The organism is Hydrogenimonas cancrithermarum (genome assembly GCF_030296055.1).
Taxonomy (GTDB): Bacteria; Campylobacterota; Campylobacteria; order Campylobacterales; family Hydrogenimonadaceae; genus Hydrogenimonas; species Hydrogenimonas cancrithermarum.
In genome coordinates this window covers 2,175,001-2,188,704 of the sequence record NZ_AP027370.1, presented here as the reverse complement: position 1 = coordinate 2,188,704, position 13,704 = coordinate 2,175,001, and the positions used below count along the sequence as shown (strand labels likewise).

Genomic DNA, 13,704 nt, shown 5'->3' with positions numbered 1-13,704 from the left:
TTACTTGACCGTAACCTGGGCATACATCCCCGGATAGACCTGATATCCTTTGTAATCAAACGATACTTTCATTCTGAACTGGTGTGTCATCGGGTTGGAGCTGGGAATGATCGCATAGACTCTGCCCTCTTTTTCATATCCGATAGAGGGAATTTCCACCAGTACTTTCTCTCCTACTTTTACGTCTTTAAGGTTGCTCTCGGAGATCTCCGTCATGATTTTAAGTCGGCTAAGATCGGTCAGGACAATGGCTGGCATTCCCGGCATCGCCATCTCTCCGGCATTGATTCTCTTTTCAACGACAACGCCGTTGTTGGGTGCTCGGACTTCGAGATATTTATATTGGCTTAGAACCTCTTTGAGCTTCGCTCTCGCCTGCTCAACCTGTTTTTCGGCAATTTCTATCATCGCCTTCGTATTTTCGGCGGCAAGCTGCAGATTTTCCAACTCATATTTCGAAACCATCCCCTTTTTGAAAAGGCGTTCATGTCGTGCCAGGTTGGTCAGAATGTTGTTGTACTGGTTGCGGTTCATCTGCAGGGCCAGTTCCGCCTGCGAAATAGCGAGTTCAACCTGCGATTTCGCACTGTCGATCTCCTTGGAATCGATCGTATAGAGGAGCTGTCCCTTTTTGACACGCTGCCCCTCGACAACGTAAACTTTTTTTACAAACCCCATATAGCGGCTTGTCATCATCTTCTGATTGTCGGAAACCACACTTCCGGTCAACGTCAGTTCGGCACCACTCAATGCCGCAGCAAACAGTGCAATTAAAAGAGCGATCTTTTTCATAGCATTCCTTTGTTGATAATATTTTCAAGCTCGAAGACTTTGTTGTTTCTTTTGTTGCGGGTTTCAGCCAGTTTCAAAACCGCCTGAATCTCTTCACTGTTCTTGATCAATACGTCGTTGATGGAGATCAATCCCTCTTTATAGCGGTTGTAGTAGTTTTCATAGACACGACGTGTAAACTTGACTTTCTCCTGCAACGATTTGATATCGTATTCACGGCTTTTGATCTCGGTGATAATTTTATCGATCTGAAGGGCAATTCCTTTTTTTGCAAGCTCAACCTGATGGTGTGCTTTGAGATTCTGTACACGCGCTTTCTCATATTTCGATTTATCGATAAGTCCATTGAAGACGTTCCACTTCAGCTGAACCCCTACGGTATAGGCATCCTTATCGGTAAAGTCGTTCATAAAAGAGTTGTCTGCACTTCCATACTCGGCAAATGCTCCAACCTGCGGATAATAACTGGCTTTCTCGACACCGATCGCCAGATCGGTCACTTCCAGCCCCATATGCGCTTTCTGAATATCGATATTTCTGTTGATCATCTCTTCTTTGCTCATTTTCGGCATAGGAACATCTTTGTCGACAACGGATACGGACCGCACTTCATCATCGACGAGAAAAGAGAGAAACTGATAGGCGAGATCCCGATTCAGTTTCGCCTGATTGAGCATTCTCAGAACATCCGCTTTTTTCGACTGTACCTGGAGAAGGTCGATATCCAGCGCATAGCCCTCTTTTACCATGTTCGATACCGTATCTTCAAGTTCTTCGACATTGTTCAGAATGATTTTGAGATTCTTGATATAGCTGTTGACAAGCGCAATGTCGTAAAAGGTCTTTCGTGTCTGAAAAACCTTTTCGTTAACCACTTTCTGCTTATCGAGCCGACTCATGTTGGCCATTTTCTGGGCAATCTGTCCATACTTGTTGAGTTTTCCTCCGACATAGAGAGGAACCTGGTATTGGATCTTTTCCTGAAAATGGTTTCTCGAACCTGGATAGTTCAAGTCTTTAGGAGCAATATTCAATACATTCGGATCGGCAGGATTGAATTCACCTGCACCAAAGGCTCCGAATGTTGCTTCTCGGCTTGTCAATTTAAAACCGAAAACATTTAATGCATCGTTAGAACGCAAAGCATTCATGATTAGATCAACGCTACCATAGTTGTATCCTTTGGCAACATCGACGTCGAGCTCTTTCATACGGATCTCATCCTGTGCCACCTTGATTTCCAGGTTGTTCTGCTTGACCAGCATCAATGCCCGATCGAGTGTCAGATGCTCCTGGACGGCGAAAAGAGGCAAAGTGAGAACCATTGCCAGCAGCGTTTTTTTCATGCCCGCTCCTTTTGACGAAAAAAGTCATTAATTTTACTATAAAGTAGGGAAATTATACTTGAATAAATTTAAAGTTATATTATTTATAAGTTTAAATTATCAAGGCACAAGGCCTCGATAGAAGAAAGATTATAGAATGACGTATTTTACGTAGATTGACGCCTTGAGAGCATCGAGTTCTTTGAGAACCTCTTCGCTGACATCGTTGTCAACAAGTATCACGGCAAGTGCCAGTCCGGATTTGTCGCGGCCAAGCCTGAAGTCGGCGATATTAACATTATATTTTGCCAAGATCTGCCCGACATCCCCAATGACACCAGGAACGTCTGTATTTTTGAACAAGATCATTCGTCCTTTCGGTTCAACATCGAGAGTGAAACCGTTGATCTCCACAATCCGTTGAACATCGTCATTGAAAATTGTGCCTGAAATTTCGATCACCTCTTTGTCTGTCGTCAATCGCAGGCGTATGATACTCTTATACGCACCAGCTGTCGGAGAAGATACTTTGACAACATCGATCCCGCGCTCTTTTGCAACAAAATCGGCATTCACGTAGTTGATAGTTTCCCCCAATGACTCTTTCAGTGCACCGACGGTCGCGAATGTCGCCAACGATTCGACAAACTCCCCGATCTCTCCTTCTCCAACGATTTTAAGAGATTTGATAGCTCCTCTGTTCGCCTGAGCAGCGAGAAATCCGATTTTTTGCATCAAGTCCAGATAGGGTTTGACGAAATCGGGAATCTCGTTCTCACGAATTGGAAGGTTGAGTGCGTTCGGATAACTTATCCCACGGGCTGCATCCAACGCCTGCTGTGCAGCCTGTGTCGCGATTTTGTACTGAGATTCATGTGTATTGGCACCCAGGTGAGGTGTCACGGTGATATTGTCAAGGTCAAGAAGAGGATTGTCGGTTGCAGGCTCTTTGACAAAGACATCGATCCCGGCGAAACGGATTTTACCGTTTTTAAGGCCTTCATAAAGTGCCTCTTCATCATACAGCCCTCCACGTGCGCAGTTGATAAGCACAACGCCTTCTTTCATCTTATCGATCTCTTTCTTACCGATAATCCCTATCGTCTCTTGGGTTTTCGGCGTATGAATCGTGATGATATCGCAAGCGAGAATATCGTCAAAGTTCGTCGTATATTCGATACCCAGATCGGTTGCCTTGCTGGGGTTGATGTACGGGTCATAGGTTATCACGTCCATTTCGAATGCTTTGGCACGTTTCCCTACACGGCTTCCGATGTTACCAAAACCGATTATGCCAAGTTTTTTATCCTTGAGTTCGTACCCGTACCACTTTTCACGTTTCCATACTCTTTCCAGCTTCAGATGGTTGTGTGCATAGGGAAACGATCGCATACATCCAAGCATATGCGCCATGGTGAGTTCGACCGCTGCGATTGTATTGGCTGTCGGAACGTTCATGACGATGATACCGCGCTTGCTACATCCATCGATATCCACATTGTCCACACCAACACCGGCACGGACAAGTGCCTTCAGATTTGTCGCCGCATTGAGAAACGCTTCATTGATTTCCGTCGAACTTCGCGTGATGACGACATCTGCCTGGCCAACCACTTTGAGAAGTTCATCTTTCGGCAGATCAGCCGCATTGATATAGTTGATATCCGGTTGCGATTCAAGCATCTTCAGTCCACTTTCATGAATATGGTCACAAACCATGATCGTATGCTTTTGCATCCTAATCCTTTGTATAGTTTTCTATCTTTGTTTTGATCTCGTATTCGCGTACCATATCGACAATACGCTCCAGTTTTGATTTATCGAGATCATGTATCATTAATACACCGCTCTTCTCTTTCCGAAAGATAGCGTATTTGATACCATTTTGCGTAAGAAGTTGTCTGATACAGAACATTTTGTAGTCGTCAAGATTGTCCAGGGTAAGCCGGAACACCTTTCGTGGCTTCGGACTTTTCTTAAGCGGAAGCTCAATCTCCATTTCACTGACTGCATAACTGTGTGAAGGACGTTTTTTAACTGCAAGCCCTTCAAGCCAGCCATTTCCGCCGCTATCTCTCTTGTCCAAAAGAGTATCTGCCTCTTCCAATATGCCATTGTAAACCCTTGGGGTCGTTTCATCATGACTGGCATATCTGTAAAGAAGCATGAGCAAGATCGAAACCGAAACTGTTGAAACGATCCCAAAAAGGATGATCAACAGTCGGTTCATCGTAAAACTTACAGTTGGTCTTTAATGATGTCCCCGATTGTCAGACGATCTTCACTGCTGTTGAATTCGTTCAGAGCATCGCGCTCTTTCTGACGCTCAAGTCTTCTAACGGAGAGTCTGATTTTGTTGGATGACGGATCAAGCATGACGATGACACCCTCTATCTCGTCACCTTTGTTCAACTCATCCACATTCAAAGGAGAAACATCTTCTTTCCGGATCAAAGCATCGACGCCGTCTTCCAGCTCTACGAAAACTCCAAAATCTTTTACGTCGCGGATTTTTCCTTTGACGATATCTCCTACTTTATGCTCTTTCGCAAAACGGTCGATCGGGCTCTCTTCAAGCGCTTTTTTGCTAAGACTGATACGCTCTTGCTCTGAATCGATTTTAGTAATCTTCACCTCGACTTCATCGCCCTTCTTCAAAAGATCTTTCGCTTTGGCACCTTTCTCCCAGGAGACATCCTGATTGTGCAGAAGTCCTTCCACCTTGCCAATACGGACGAACGCACCGAAATCGGTCAGTGTCGTAACGGTACCCTTGACGACATCACCCTCTTTGTACTGCTGTAAAAACTCTTCAAACGGTTTGGGCTGTAGATTTTTGTACGAAACACGAAGACGGCGGGTTTCAGGATTGATCTCGATGACTTCGACATCAATTTCGTCACCGACATTGAGATAGTCTTTCGGATTTTTGATATCTTTGTCCCATGAAACTTCGGAAACGTGCAGGAATCCCTCGATATCATTGCCCAGATCGACGAATGCGCCATACGGTTCGATATTGCTCACGGTGACTTTGATCGCATCACCCTCTTCCAGCTGATCGATAATCTCTTCCCACGGATCAGGCATGGTCTGTTTGATGGAGAGTGAAAGATGACGTTTCTTCGGATCGTAACCAATCGCTTTGACTTCGACGACATCACCCTCTTCATAAAGTGTTGCCGGATTAACAGGCCCTTTGTAGCTTATTTCACTGTAGTGGACGAGTCCCTCGATTCCACCGACATCGACAAACATACCGTAGCTTGTGATTTTTTTGATCGTCCCCTCGACAATTTTCTCTTCTTCCATCAGTTTGTCGACGATCTCTTTACGCTCTTTTCGAAGCTGGTCGAGATACTTCCTACGTGAAATGACGATCGAATCCCGGTCCTTATCGAGCTTGAGAATGATCGCTTTGATATCTTTGCCGATCGGATTTTTCCCCATTGCGAATGCCGCCTGGCTCATCGGCATGAAAAATTCGATATTGTCCTCGCCTATCACGAAATATCCACCGCGATTTTTGCGAACCACTTTTCCTTCAACGACCATGTTTTCTGCATCGTTTTCATGCTCTTCGATAAATTTACGAACATTCGCTTTACGAATCGCCTTCTGATAAGACGCCTGCGGTCGCTCGTTGCGGTAGCCTGTAATGACAACCGGAATCGTATCGCCAACATTGAACTTGAGGTTACCCTCTTCATCTTTCAATTCATCCAAGTTTACGGCAGCTTCCTGCTTTCGCCCAACATCGACCAATGCCTGGTTGTCACTCTCACGAATCTCTACAATTACACCATCCGTTATACTTCCGCCCTGCTCCTTTTTCTCATACGCGTCCAGCATCGACGCGAAGTCTTCCTCCATGTTCTCAAACTCTTCCATTGAGGCCTTATCCATACCTGATTCCTTTTCCGATTTTAAAGTGCTGTATTATACTTTAAATTCTCTTATTTTTCCAATAATCTCTTCAATAATCCACTCCGGCGTCGATGCACCTGCGGTAATACCGCACAGTTTTTTGTTTTCAAACCAGGATTTTTTCAATTCATCTTTCGATTCGATATGGTAAGAATCGTGGCAAAACTTTTTGCAGATCGAGAAGAGTTGCTTGGTATTCGAAGACTGTTTTCCACCGATAACGATCATTACATCCGCTTTTTGTGCAAGCTCTTTGGCTGCATCCTGATTTTCAAAAGTGGCATTGCAGATCGTGTTGAATACTCTTACCTCTTTGTGACGCGGGATCAGATAGTTGACGATCTTGTTGTACTCTTCGATTTTGCGTGTCGTCTGTGCGACAACGGCTACACGCTCTTTCAAATGAAGCTTTTCGAGTTGTTCGACACTCAATACGGCATAGACCGGCCCGACGGCATAACTCATGACCCCCTTGATTTCGGGGTGGTTCTCATCTCCGAAAATAACGATGTCATACCCCTCTTTGCTCATCTCTTCAACAATCTGCTGCGGCTTGGTCACAAAAGGACATGTGGCATCGATGACTTCACCGCCCTTTTCCTTCAAACGTTCCAAATCGTTTTTGGGAATACCATGTGTACGAATAACCGTGGCCTGCCCCGCCTTTACCTCCTCAAGAGAGTTGGCCAGCGAAACGCCGAAATCTTTTTTCAGCCTCTCTATTTCGAGGTTGTTGTGAATCAGCGGCCCTAGCGTGGAACTTCCCGGATGCTCTTCCGCGATTTTGATGGCACGTTTGACACCAAAACAGAAACCGTAATTTTTTGCAAGCGCTATTTCCATGTTTCCACCTCCGTAATGGCACCAAGCAGTTCCAGAAAATTCGGGAACGACGTTTCGATACAGTCGATATCTTTGATCGTCATATCCGCCAAAAGCCCCGCAATGGCGAAACTCATTGCAATCCTGTGATCTCCACAGCTGTCGATCTGCGCAGAATGAATCTTGCCGCCTTGAATCGTATAGCCATCCTCCCTTTCGCTACACGCTATCCCGCACGCTTGAAGACCGGCGATGACACAGCTGATCCGATCGGACTCTTTGACTCTCAGCTCTTCCGCATTCCGAACGATACTTTCACCTTCTGCAACTGCCATGGCAATCGACAACGCCGGCAATTCGTCGATAAGCCACGAAATACGCTCATTCACTTCTACCCCTTTGGGGCGGCCGTTGTAGGTGACGCTTATATCACCGATAGGTTCATAGCGGTTCTCTTTCTCTTCGAATACGACTTTGACACCCATTTTTTTCAATACCTGATAGGCTTCGATACGGGTCGGGTTGAGTGTCACATTCCTGATTACGACATGGCTTCCGGGAACGATTGCAGCTGCCACTGCAAAAAAAAAGCCGCTTGACGGATCCGCGGGCACCATAATATCGAGCGGTTCAAGCGGTTTGCGTATCGGCTCGATCGTAATCGTATCCCAGCTTTCGATATTGGCACCCATACCACGAAGCATCCGCTCCGTATGGTCTCGGCTGAGCTCCGGCTCCCTGTACGTGGATGGTCCATCGGCTCGCAGCGCAGCCAGGATCATCGCACTTTTGACCTGTGCCGAAGCGATCGTGCTCTCATACTGGAAAGATTGAAGTTCCTGCCCTCTGATGCAAAGCGGCGCCAGATTTCCCGCTTCACGGCCGTCGATTTTCGCACCGATCTGTGTCAACGGTTTCGTCACCCGCTTCATCGGCCGACGTCTGAGATATTTGTCCCCCGTCAACACATAGTGTCCGGGCAAGGCACTCAAAAAACCGCAGAAAAGGCGCATGGCCGTTCCGGAGTTTCCGCAATCGAGTACATCATCCGGTTCACGCATCTCTTCAGGTGGGGTAATGGTAAGTTCAAAACCATCGTCTTCAACCTCTGCACCGAGCTTTTTGACAATTTCAAGTGTATTGAGCGTATCTTCCGCCCGCAGAAAGTTTCTTACATGGCTTGGGCGGTCACTCAAAAGAGCAAACATTGCACAGCGGTGGGAGATCGATTTGTCACTCGCGATCTTGTCGCAGACAAAATCGAACGCTTCAGTTTTTTTAACCTTCAGCCATTTCATCGCAGTTTCGCCTCACATCTCTTCTCCAGAATTTTGAGAACATCATCCATAATGGCATTGATTTCACTCTCTTCCAGCGTCTTTTCCATCGACGATATCATAAATCTCAGTGTAAGACTCATCCACTCACCCAACGATTCATCCACATATCTGTCGATCGGAAAGAACTGCTTGACACTCTCGGGCAGATTGCCTTCAAGCGCCTCTTTTATCTGCGTATACGGCATCGTCTGTGGAACGACGATGCTGATATCCCGCTGCACCGGTGTATAGGCGCTGATCGCTTTTGCATGAATATGCTTCGCTTCGAGGTTGGATACATCAAGCTCTGCAAAAAATGTATCGGGTAGATCGTAGGCGTCCGCAACCGTCGGATGGAGTTTGCTCACCACCCCCGCACGTTTTCCGTCAATCCATATTTCAGCCGATTGATATGGGTGTAGCAGTCCGTTTTCGGCACTCCCCTTTTTTAACTCAAACGGGCCGATGACTGCCGCTACTTTATCGACGAACGACGCAAAGTCGATCGGTTCCGGCTTGCCGGCATTGGTTACAGCTTCCATCTCTTTCTCTCCGGCGTAAGCAAGAAGAAAATGAAACGCTTCGTTTCGTTCCGTATCGAACACTTTTCCGATTTCGAAGAGAGGAATTCTCTTTTTCGACATGCTGACATTGCGTTGCAGCGAATCGAGCATCGTTACCATCAAAGAGGGGCGCAGGCCATCCATCTCGTTGGTGATGGGGTTCAGCAGCGCCTTCTCCTCTTTGAGCGGTTCGAAACCGAGTTGCCGGAGCTTTTTGTTGTCGCAAAAAACATAGTGAACTGTTTCGAAAAAGCCGTTTGCTACCGCTTTGAGACGAAGATCACGCAGATATTTATAACGCTGTAACGCAAGTGAATTTCGATTGGCTTCCTGGAAACGAAGAGGTTTCGAAGCGATATTGTCGATCCCGACAATCCGAACGATCTCTTCGATCACATCCTGTCGGTTTTCGATATCGTGTCTGAAACTTGGGGTATCGAGAATGATCTGACCATCCTCCGTTTTATGAATGACAAATCCAAGACGACTCAAGATATTGACAATGACAGAGAGCTCGATTTGCTGTCCTATCAACCGTTCGATCTCCTCAACCGTAATTTTCAGTGTATGGAGCTCTTTGGGAGTGATGAACTCGCTGCAACCGGCATAAACTTCCGCATCGCTCCACTGACCGAGCAGTGACAGGAGAAAATTGAGACCGAACTCAAGATCGGGCTCGCTCCCGCGTGAGGTACGATAATAAAGCGCATCGGTTTCAAGTCCCTCTTTTTTGACGACAGGTGCAATAATGTCCGGTGCGATGTAACTCGCTTCAAGCAGTACAACTCCTTCATCCCTCTCGGCTTTAAGTGTCTCATCCTGATTTATTCCGACAATCGAGGCGATTTTTCCATCATATTCGACTGCACCCAGACCGTTATCCAGCTCTTTCAGTACCAGTTTCACCTTCTCTTTGGCGCAAGAAAGCTTGGAGAAATCATAATGGCGCAAGACGACACCTGTCGTATGGATCGCATAGTTGCAAAACGCTTCCAATCCATTCGCAGCATCCTGCTCAATCATCGCCAGACGCAGCCTGACCAGAAGTGGAATACGAAGATTTGCAAGATTTGCAGCACGGTAAATCAATGAAACGGGAGGATTACCTTCGTGCATAAACTGCAGAATACGGCCAATACCAAGATGGTTGTTCTCATCCTGTTTGAATTCGAAGGGTATTATCGAGCGGTCGAATCCCACAGAAAGCTCACGTGCGACACCATGAATGCTCAAACAGTCCCCACGGTTTGCCGTCAACTCGATTTCGATCATATCATCGTTCAGTAAAGAATATTCACAGAGCGCTTTTCCGATTTCAAGTTTCCCTATGCTTTCATCAAGTTCCAGGATACCCTCTCCGATTTTTGGAAGACCAAGTTCCGTACTTGAACAGACCATTCCGTCGCTTTCGACACCCCTGAGTTTTGCGTGCTTGATCTTCATACCATTGGGCATCACCGCCCCAACCGTAGCGACAGGAACATACAATCCTTCGCGAATATTTTTCGCCCCGCAGACAATCTGGCGGGTTGCCGTGCCAAGGTCGATCTGACAAACAGTCAACTTATCCGCATCCGGATGTTTTTCGCACGACTTGACATACCCGACCACAATCTTTTCCGGTACACGAAAACGCGTCAAGCTATCGACTTCCAGCCCGATACTGTTGAGTTTTTTGCATATATCATCGGTCGTAATGCCATCCAGATCGACCCATTCTTGTAACCAATTGCGTGTGACTATCATTGAAACTGCTCCAACAAACGAAGATCCCCTTCAAACAAAGATCGTAAATCAGGAATCTGGTGCATCAGCATCGCAAACCGCTCGACACCCAGTCCAAACGCATAACCACTTACATTTTCGTATCCTACCGCCTTGAAGACATTGGAGTCGACCATCCCGCAGCCCAGCACTTCAAGCCACCCTGTATGAGAACAGACACGGCACCCATTTCCTTTGCAGAAGATACAGCTGATATCAACCTCCGCCGAAGGCTCCGTGAACGGAAAGAAACTTGGCCTGAACCGGACATCGACATCCCCGAACATCGTATGGAGAAAATCCTCCAAAATCCATTTTAGATTGGCGAACGACACCTTGCCTTCTTCATCAACCATCAAACCTTCCACCTGGTGAAACTGCGGCGTATGGGTCAGATCGAAATCGCGACGGAACACTGCACCCGGACTGATCATCCTGATCGGCGGCTTTTGCTGCATCATCGTGCGAATCTGAACCGGCGATGTATGCGTCCTGAACAGCTTGCCGTCTTTGAAATAGAAGGTATCCTGCATATCGCGTGCAGGATGGTAGTCAGGCAGATTGAGCGCCTCGAAGTTGTGAAATTCATCTTCTACGAGCGGGCCCGTCTCAACGGAAAAGTTCAACGAAACGAAATAGTCGATAATCTTATCCATCGTATCCATTACGGGATGAAGCGCACCGCTTTGGGGCCTGGGCGAATAGAGCGATACATCGATTTCCTCGGCCTTTAGGCGTTTTTGAAGTTCAAGCGTATCAAGTTCCGCTTTTTTTTCATTGTACGCTCTGGTCAACGCCTGTTTGAGCAGATTGAGTTCCTTGGCAACTTTGGGTTTCTCCTCAGGCGGTACATTTTTCATATTGGCAAATGCCTGGGCAAGCTCCCCTTTTTTACCAAAAATGGCGATACGCAGGGACTCGAGTTCATCAAGCGTCTCGGCCGATTTGATTCTATCGATCCAATTCTCCACATTTTTTCCTTGAAAAGGTATTGAAAGATCCCCAAATTTTGTCCAGGAGTCTCATCGTAATTTGTGGCGATTGTATAACAAAGTTCATTAAGTCCCAGTAAAAAGGCAACTTTGGTATAATGAGAAAAAAATAGAGGAGTCAACGAGAATGTGTATATTCTGCAAGATCGTAAAAGGTGAAATTCCTGCAAACAAAGTATTGGAGGATGAGGAGTTTATCGCATTTCACGATATCAATCCCATCGCCCCGGTTCATATTCTGATTATTCCAAAAGAGCATGTCGAAAATTTTCAGTCAGTTTCACCTGAATTAATGGCAAAAATGACACCGTTTATTCAAAAGGTTGCAGCGGAGTTGTGTCTTGACAAGACAGGATATCGTCTCGTGACGAACAATGGCAAAGACGGCGGTCAGGAAGTACCACATCTACATTTCCATCTGCTTGGCGGCGCCAAACTGAAATGGACCCATCTGACACACGACGACACACATAAAAGTCTATAACCTACGTTACGATACCTTTGCAGTAGCTTTTCGCTACTGCATATTCGGTACTACCGTTTCGCTATCTCTTTTTCTTTTTCCGTAATCCATTCCGCTATTTTCTCAATCTGCTCCAATGTACGCTTTGTCGATGTACCGCCTTCGGAATTTCTTGCATTCATAGAGTGGCGGATCGAAAGATAGTCGGTTACGTCATCTTTGATACGATTGTCGATCGATTTCAGATCGGTCGCACTTAGTTCACTGAGGTCACATCCCTTCTGCTCGGCAAGTGCAACGGCCCGTCCCGTGATGAAATGGGCTTCTCTAAAAGGAATTCCACACTTTTCAACCAGATAATCGGCAAGATCGGTTGCACTCAGATGACCAATTTTGCACGCTTCTTCCATACGCTCCTTGTTGACTTTCATTGTTTTTATCACTTCTGTAAGAATCGTCAGTGAGATTTCCACTGTCTCGACACTGTCAAATGTCCCCTCTTTATCTTCCTGCATATCTTTGTTATAGGCGAGCGGCAAACCTTTCATGACAGTAAGAAGTGATATGAGATTGCCGTAAGTACGTCCGGTCTTGCCACGAAGCAGTTCCGGCACATCGGGGTTTTTTTTCTGAGGCATGATCGAACTTCCGGTGGAATATGCGTCGCTCAGTGTTACAAATCCAAATTCCGAACTCGACCACAAAATCAACTCTTCGGAAAGACGGGAGATATGCATCATCATTGTTGCGATATTGAAAAGCATCTCCAGCGCAAAATCGCGGTCGCTGACCGTATCGAGACAGTTTAGCGTCGGAGCATCGAAACCGAGTTCTTTCGCCGTAAGATTACGGTCGATAGGATGGGGAGTACCCGCCAGTGCAGCACATCCGATAGGAGAAAGATTGTTACGTTTGAAACTGCTTTCGAATCGCTCATAATCCCGCTTCAACATTGAAGCGTATGCCATCATGTGATAACCGAAATTGATTGGCTGTGCATGCTGTAAGTGGGTCATGCCAGGCAGCATCGTTTGAGTATTCTCTCTTGCCACGAAAACAAATGCATTGACGAGTTTCAAAACAAGTTCACGAATAATTTCGTTGTGGGCCTGGACATAGAGTCTGAAATCGAGTGCAACCTGATCGTTTCTGCTGCGGGCGGTATGAAGTTTTTTCCCGGCATCACCGATGATGTCTGTCAAACGTTTTTCAATCGCCATATGGATATCTTCGTCCGAAATATTGAAAGTGAAGTCACCTTTTTCGATCTCGTCGAGAACTTGATCCATACCATCAACGATGCTTCTGTACTCTTCCTCGTTCAAAATTCCTTGCTGATACAGCATTTTCGCATGTGCCAAAGACCCGAGTATGTCGTAACGATAAAGTTTCTTATCGAAATTCAATGAAGCGTTGAACTCATCCAGTAAACTAGAAGAATTTTCGCTAAAACGTCCAGACCATAATTTTCCCATAGTTTCACTCCTCAAATAAGTTCGCTATTGTAGCAAATTTGTCTATACTCTACAAAAGATATTAGGGGCCAAAAAGGATCCATCTCAAGTAGATATAGAGGAGGATGCTGGTATGAAAAATTTAGTTACACGCAGGGACGTTACCACTGTCACTGGCATATTTTTCGAAGAATTGTCGCAAATGTTTAAGATTTTTATTGAATTTGGAAGAGTTTAATTTCTTCATTGCAAGTTGGTCATTTTTGTGAATATTTTTCAGTTT

Annotated in this window: 12 protein-coding genes (1 of these 12 only partly in view); 1 reads left to right on the top strand and 11 read right to left on the bottom strand. The window is 45.9% G+C overall.

Features of this window, described 5'->3' with window-relative positions; translation table 11 throughout:
• From QUD54_RS11095 to pheS, 9 genes are all read right to left on the bottom strand, one after another.
• Complete coding sequence (locus QUD54_RS11095; protein WP_286336794.1) at positions 1-792, bottom strand: efflux RND transporter periplasmic adaptor subunit; 792 nt, start codon at positions 790-792, stop codon at positions 1-3.
• Complete coding sequence (locus QUD54_RS11090) at positions 789-2,138, bottom strand: TolC family protein (protein WP_286336793.1); 1,350 nt, start codon at positions 2,136-2,138, stop codon at positions 789-791. Before QUD54_RS11090 ends, QUD54_RS11095 begins: the two co-directional genes overlap by 4 nt.
• 129 nt (positions 2,139-2,267) lie before the next feature.
• Positions 2,268-3,854, bottom strand: a complete 1,587-nt coding sequence (serA, locus tag QUD54_RS11085; RefSeq protein WP_286336792.1) for a phosphoglycerate dehydrogenase — start codon at positions 3,852-3,854, stop codon at positions 2,268-2,270.
• Between the two features lies 1 nt (position 3,855).
• On the bottom strand, positions 3,856-4,347 hold the full coding sequence (locus tag QUD54_RS11080; RefSeq protein ID WP_286336791.1) for a hypothetical protein: 492 nt from the start codon (positions 4,345-4,347) through the stop codon (positions 3,856-3,858).
• An 8-nt stretch (positions 4,348-4,355) separates the two neighbouring features.
• Positions 4,356-6,023, bottom strand: coding sequence for a 30S ribosomal protein S1 (locus tag QUD54_RS11075; protein ID WP_286336790.1), 1,668 nt, complete (start codon positions 6,021-6,023; stop codon positions 4,356-4,358).
• 33 nt (positions 6,024-6,056) lie between these two features.
• Positions 6,057-6,887, bottom strand: coding sequence for a 4-hydroxy-3-methylbut-2-enyl diphosphate reductase (locus tag QUD54_RS11070; protein ID WP_286336789.1), 831 nt, complete (start codon positions 6,885-6,887; stop codon positions 6,057-6,059).
• A complete protein-coding gene (aroA, locus tag QUD54_RS11065) occupies positions 6,878-8,164 on the bottom strand; it encodes a 3-phosphoshikimate 1-carboxyvinyltransferase (protein WP_286336788.1) in 1,287 nt (428 codons plus the stop codon). The genes QUD54_RS11070 and aroA overlap by 10 nt, the downstream gene beginning before the upstream one ends.
• A complete protein-coding gene (gene pheT / locus QUD54_RS11060; protein ID WP_286336787.1) occupies positions 8,161-10,494 on the bottom strand; it encodes a phenylalanine--tRNA ligase subunit beta in 2,334 nt (777 codons plus the stop codon). Before pheT ends, aroA begins: the two co-directional genes overlap by 4 nt.
• Positions 10,491-11,483 (bottom strand): phenylalanine--tRNA ligase subunit alpha, encoded by a 993-nt coding sequence (pheS, locus tag QUD54_RS11055; RefSeq protein ID WP_286336786.1) that lies wholly within the window; start codon positions 11,481-11,483, stop codon positions 10,491-10,493. Before pheS ends, pheT begins: the two co-directional genes overlap by 4 nt.
• A 148-nt stretch (positions 11,484-11,631) precedes the next feature.
• Here pheS and QUD54_RS11050 point away from each other — a divergent pair, with 148 nt between their 5' ends.
• Positions 11,632-11,988, top strand: coding sequence for a histidine triad nucleotide-binding protein (locus QUD54_RS11050; RefSeq protein ID WP_286336785.1), 357 nt, complete (start codon positions 11,632-11,634; stop codon positions 11,986-11,988).
• Positions 11,989-12,038: 50 nt separating this feature from the next.
• On the opposite strand, the gene argH is transcribed toward QUD54_RS11050, so the two are convergent.
• Together argH and QUD54_RS11040 are read right to left on the bottom strand one after the other, a co-directional pair.
• A complete protein-coding gene (gene argH, locus QUD54_RS11045) occupies positions 12,039-13,442 on the bottom strand; it encodes an argininosuccinate lyase (protein WP_286336784.1) in 1,404 nt (467 codons plus the stop codon).
• 121 nt (positions 13,443-13,563) lie between these two features.
• A protein-coding gene (locus QUD54_RS11040; protein WP_286336783.1) for a cytochrome C crosses the window boundary here: on the bottom strand, positions 13,564-13,704 show its end. Its footprint extends 183 nt past the window's final position; 141 of the gene's 324 nt are visible here — the last part of the coding sequence; its start codon lies beyond the right edge, outside the window; its stop codon occupies positions 13,564-13,566.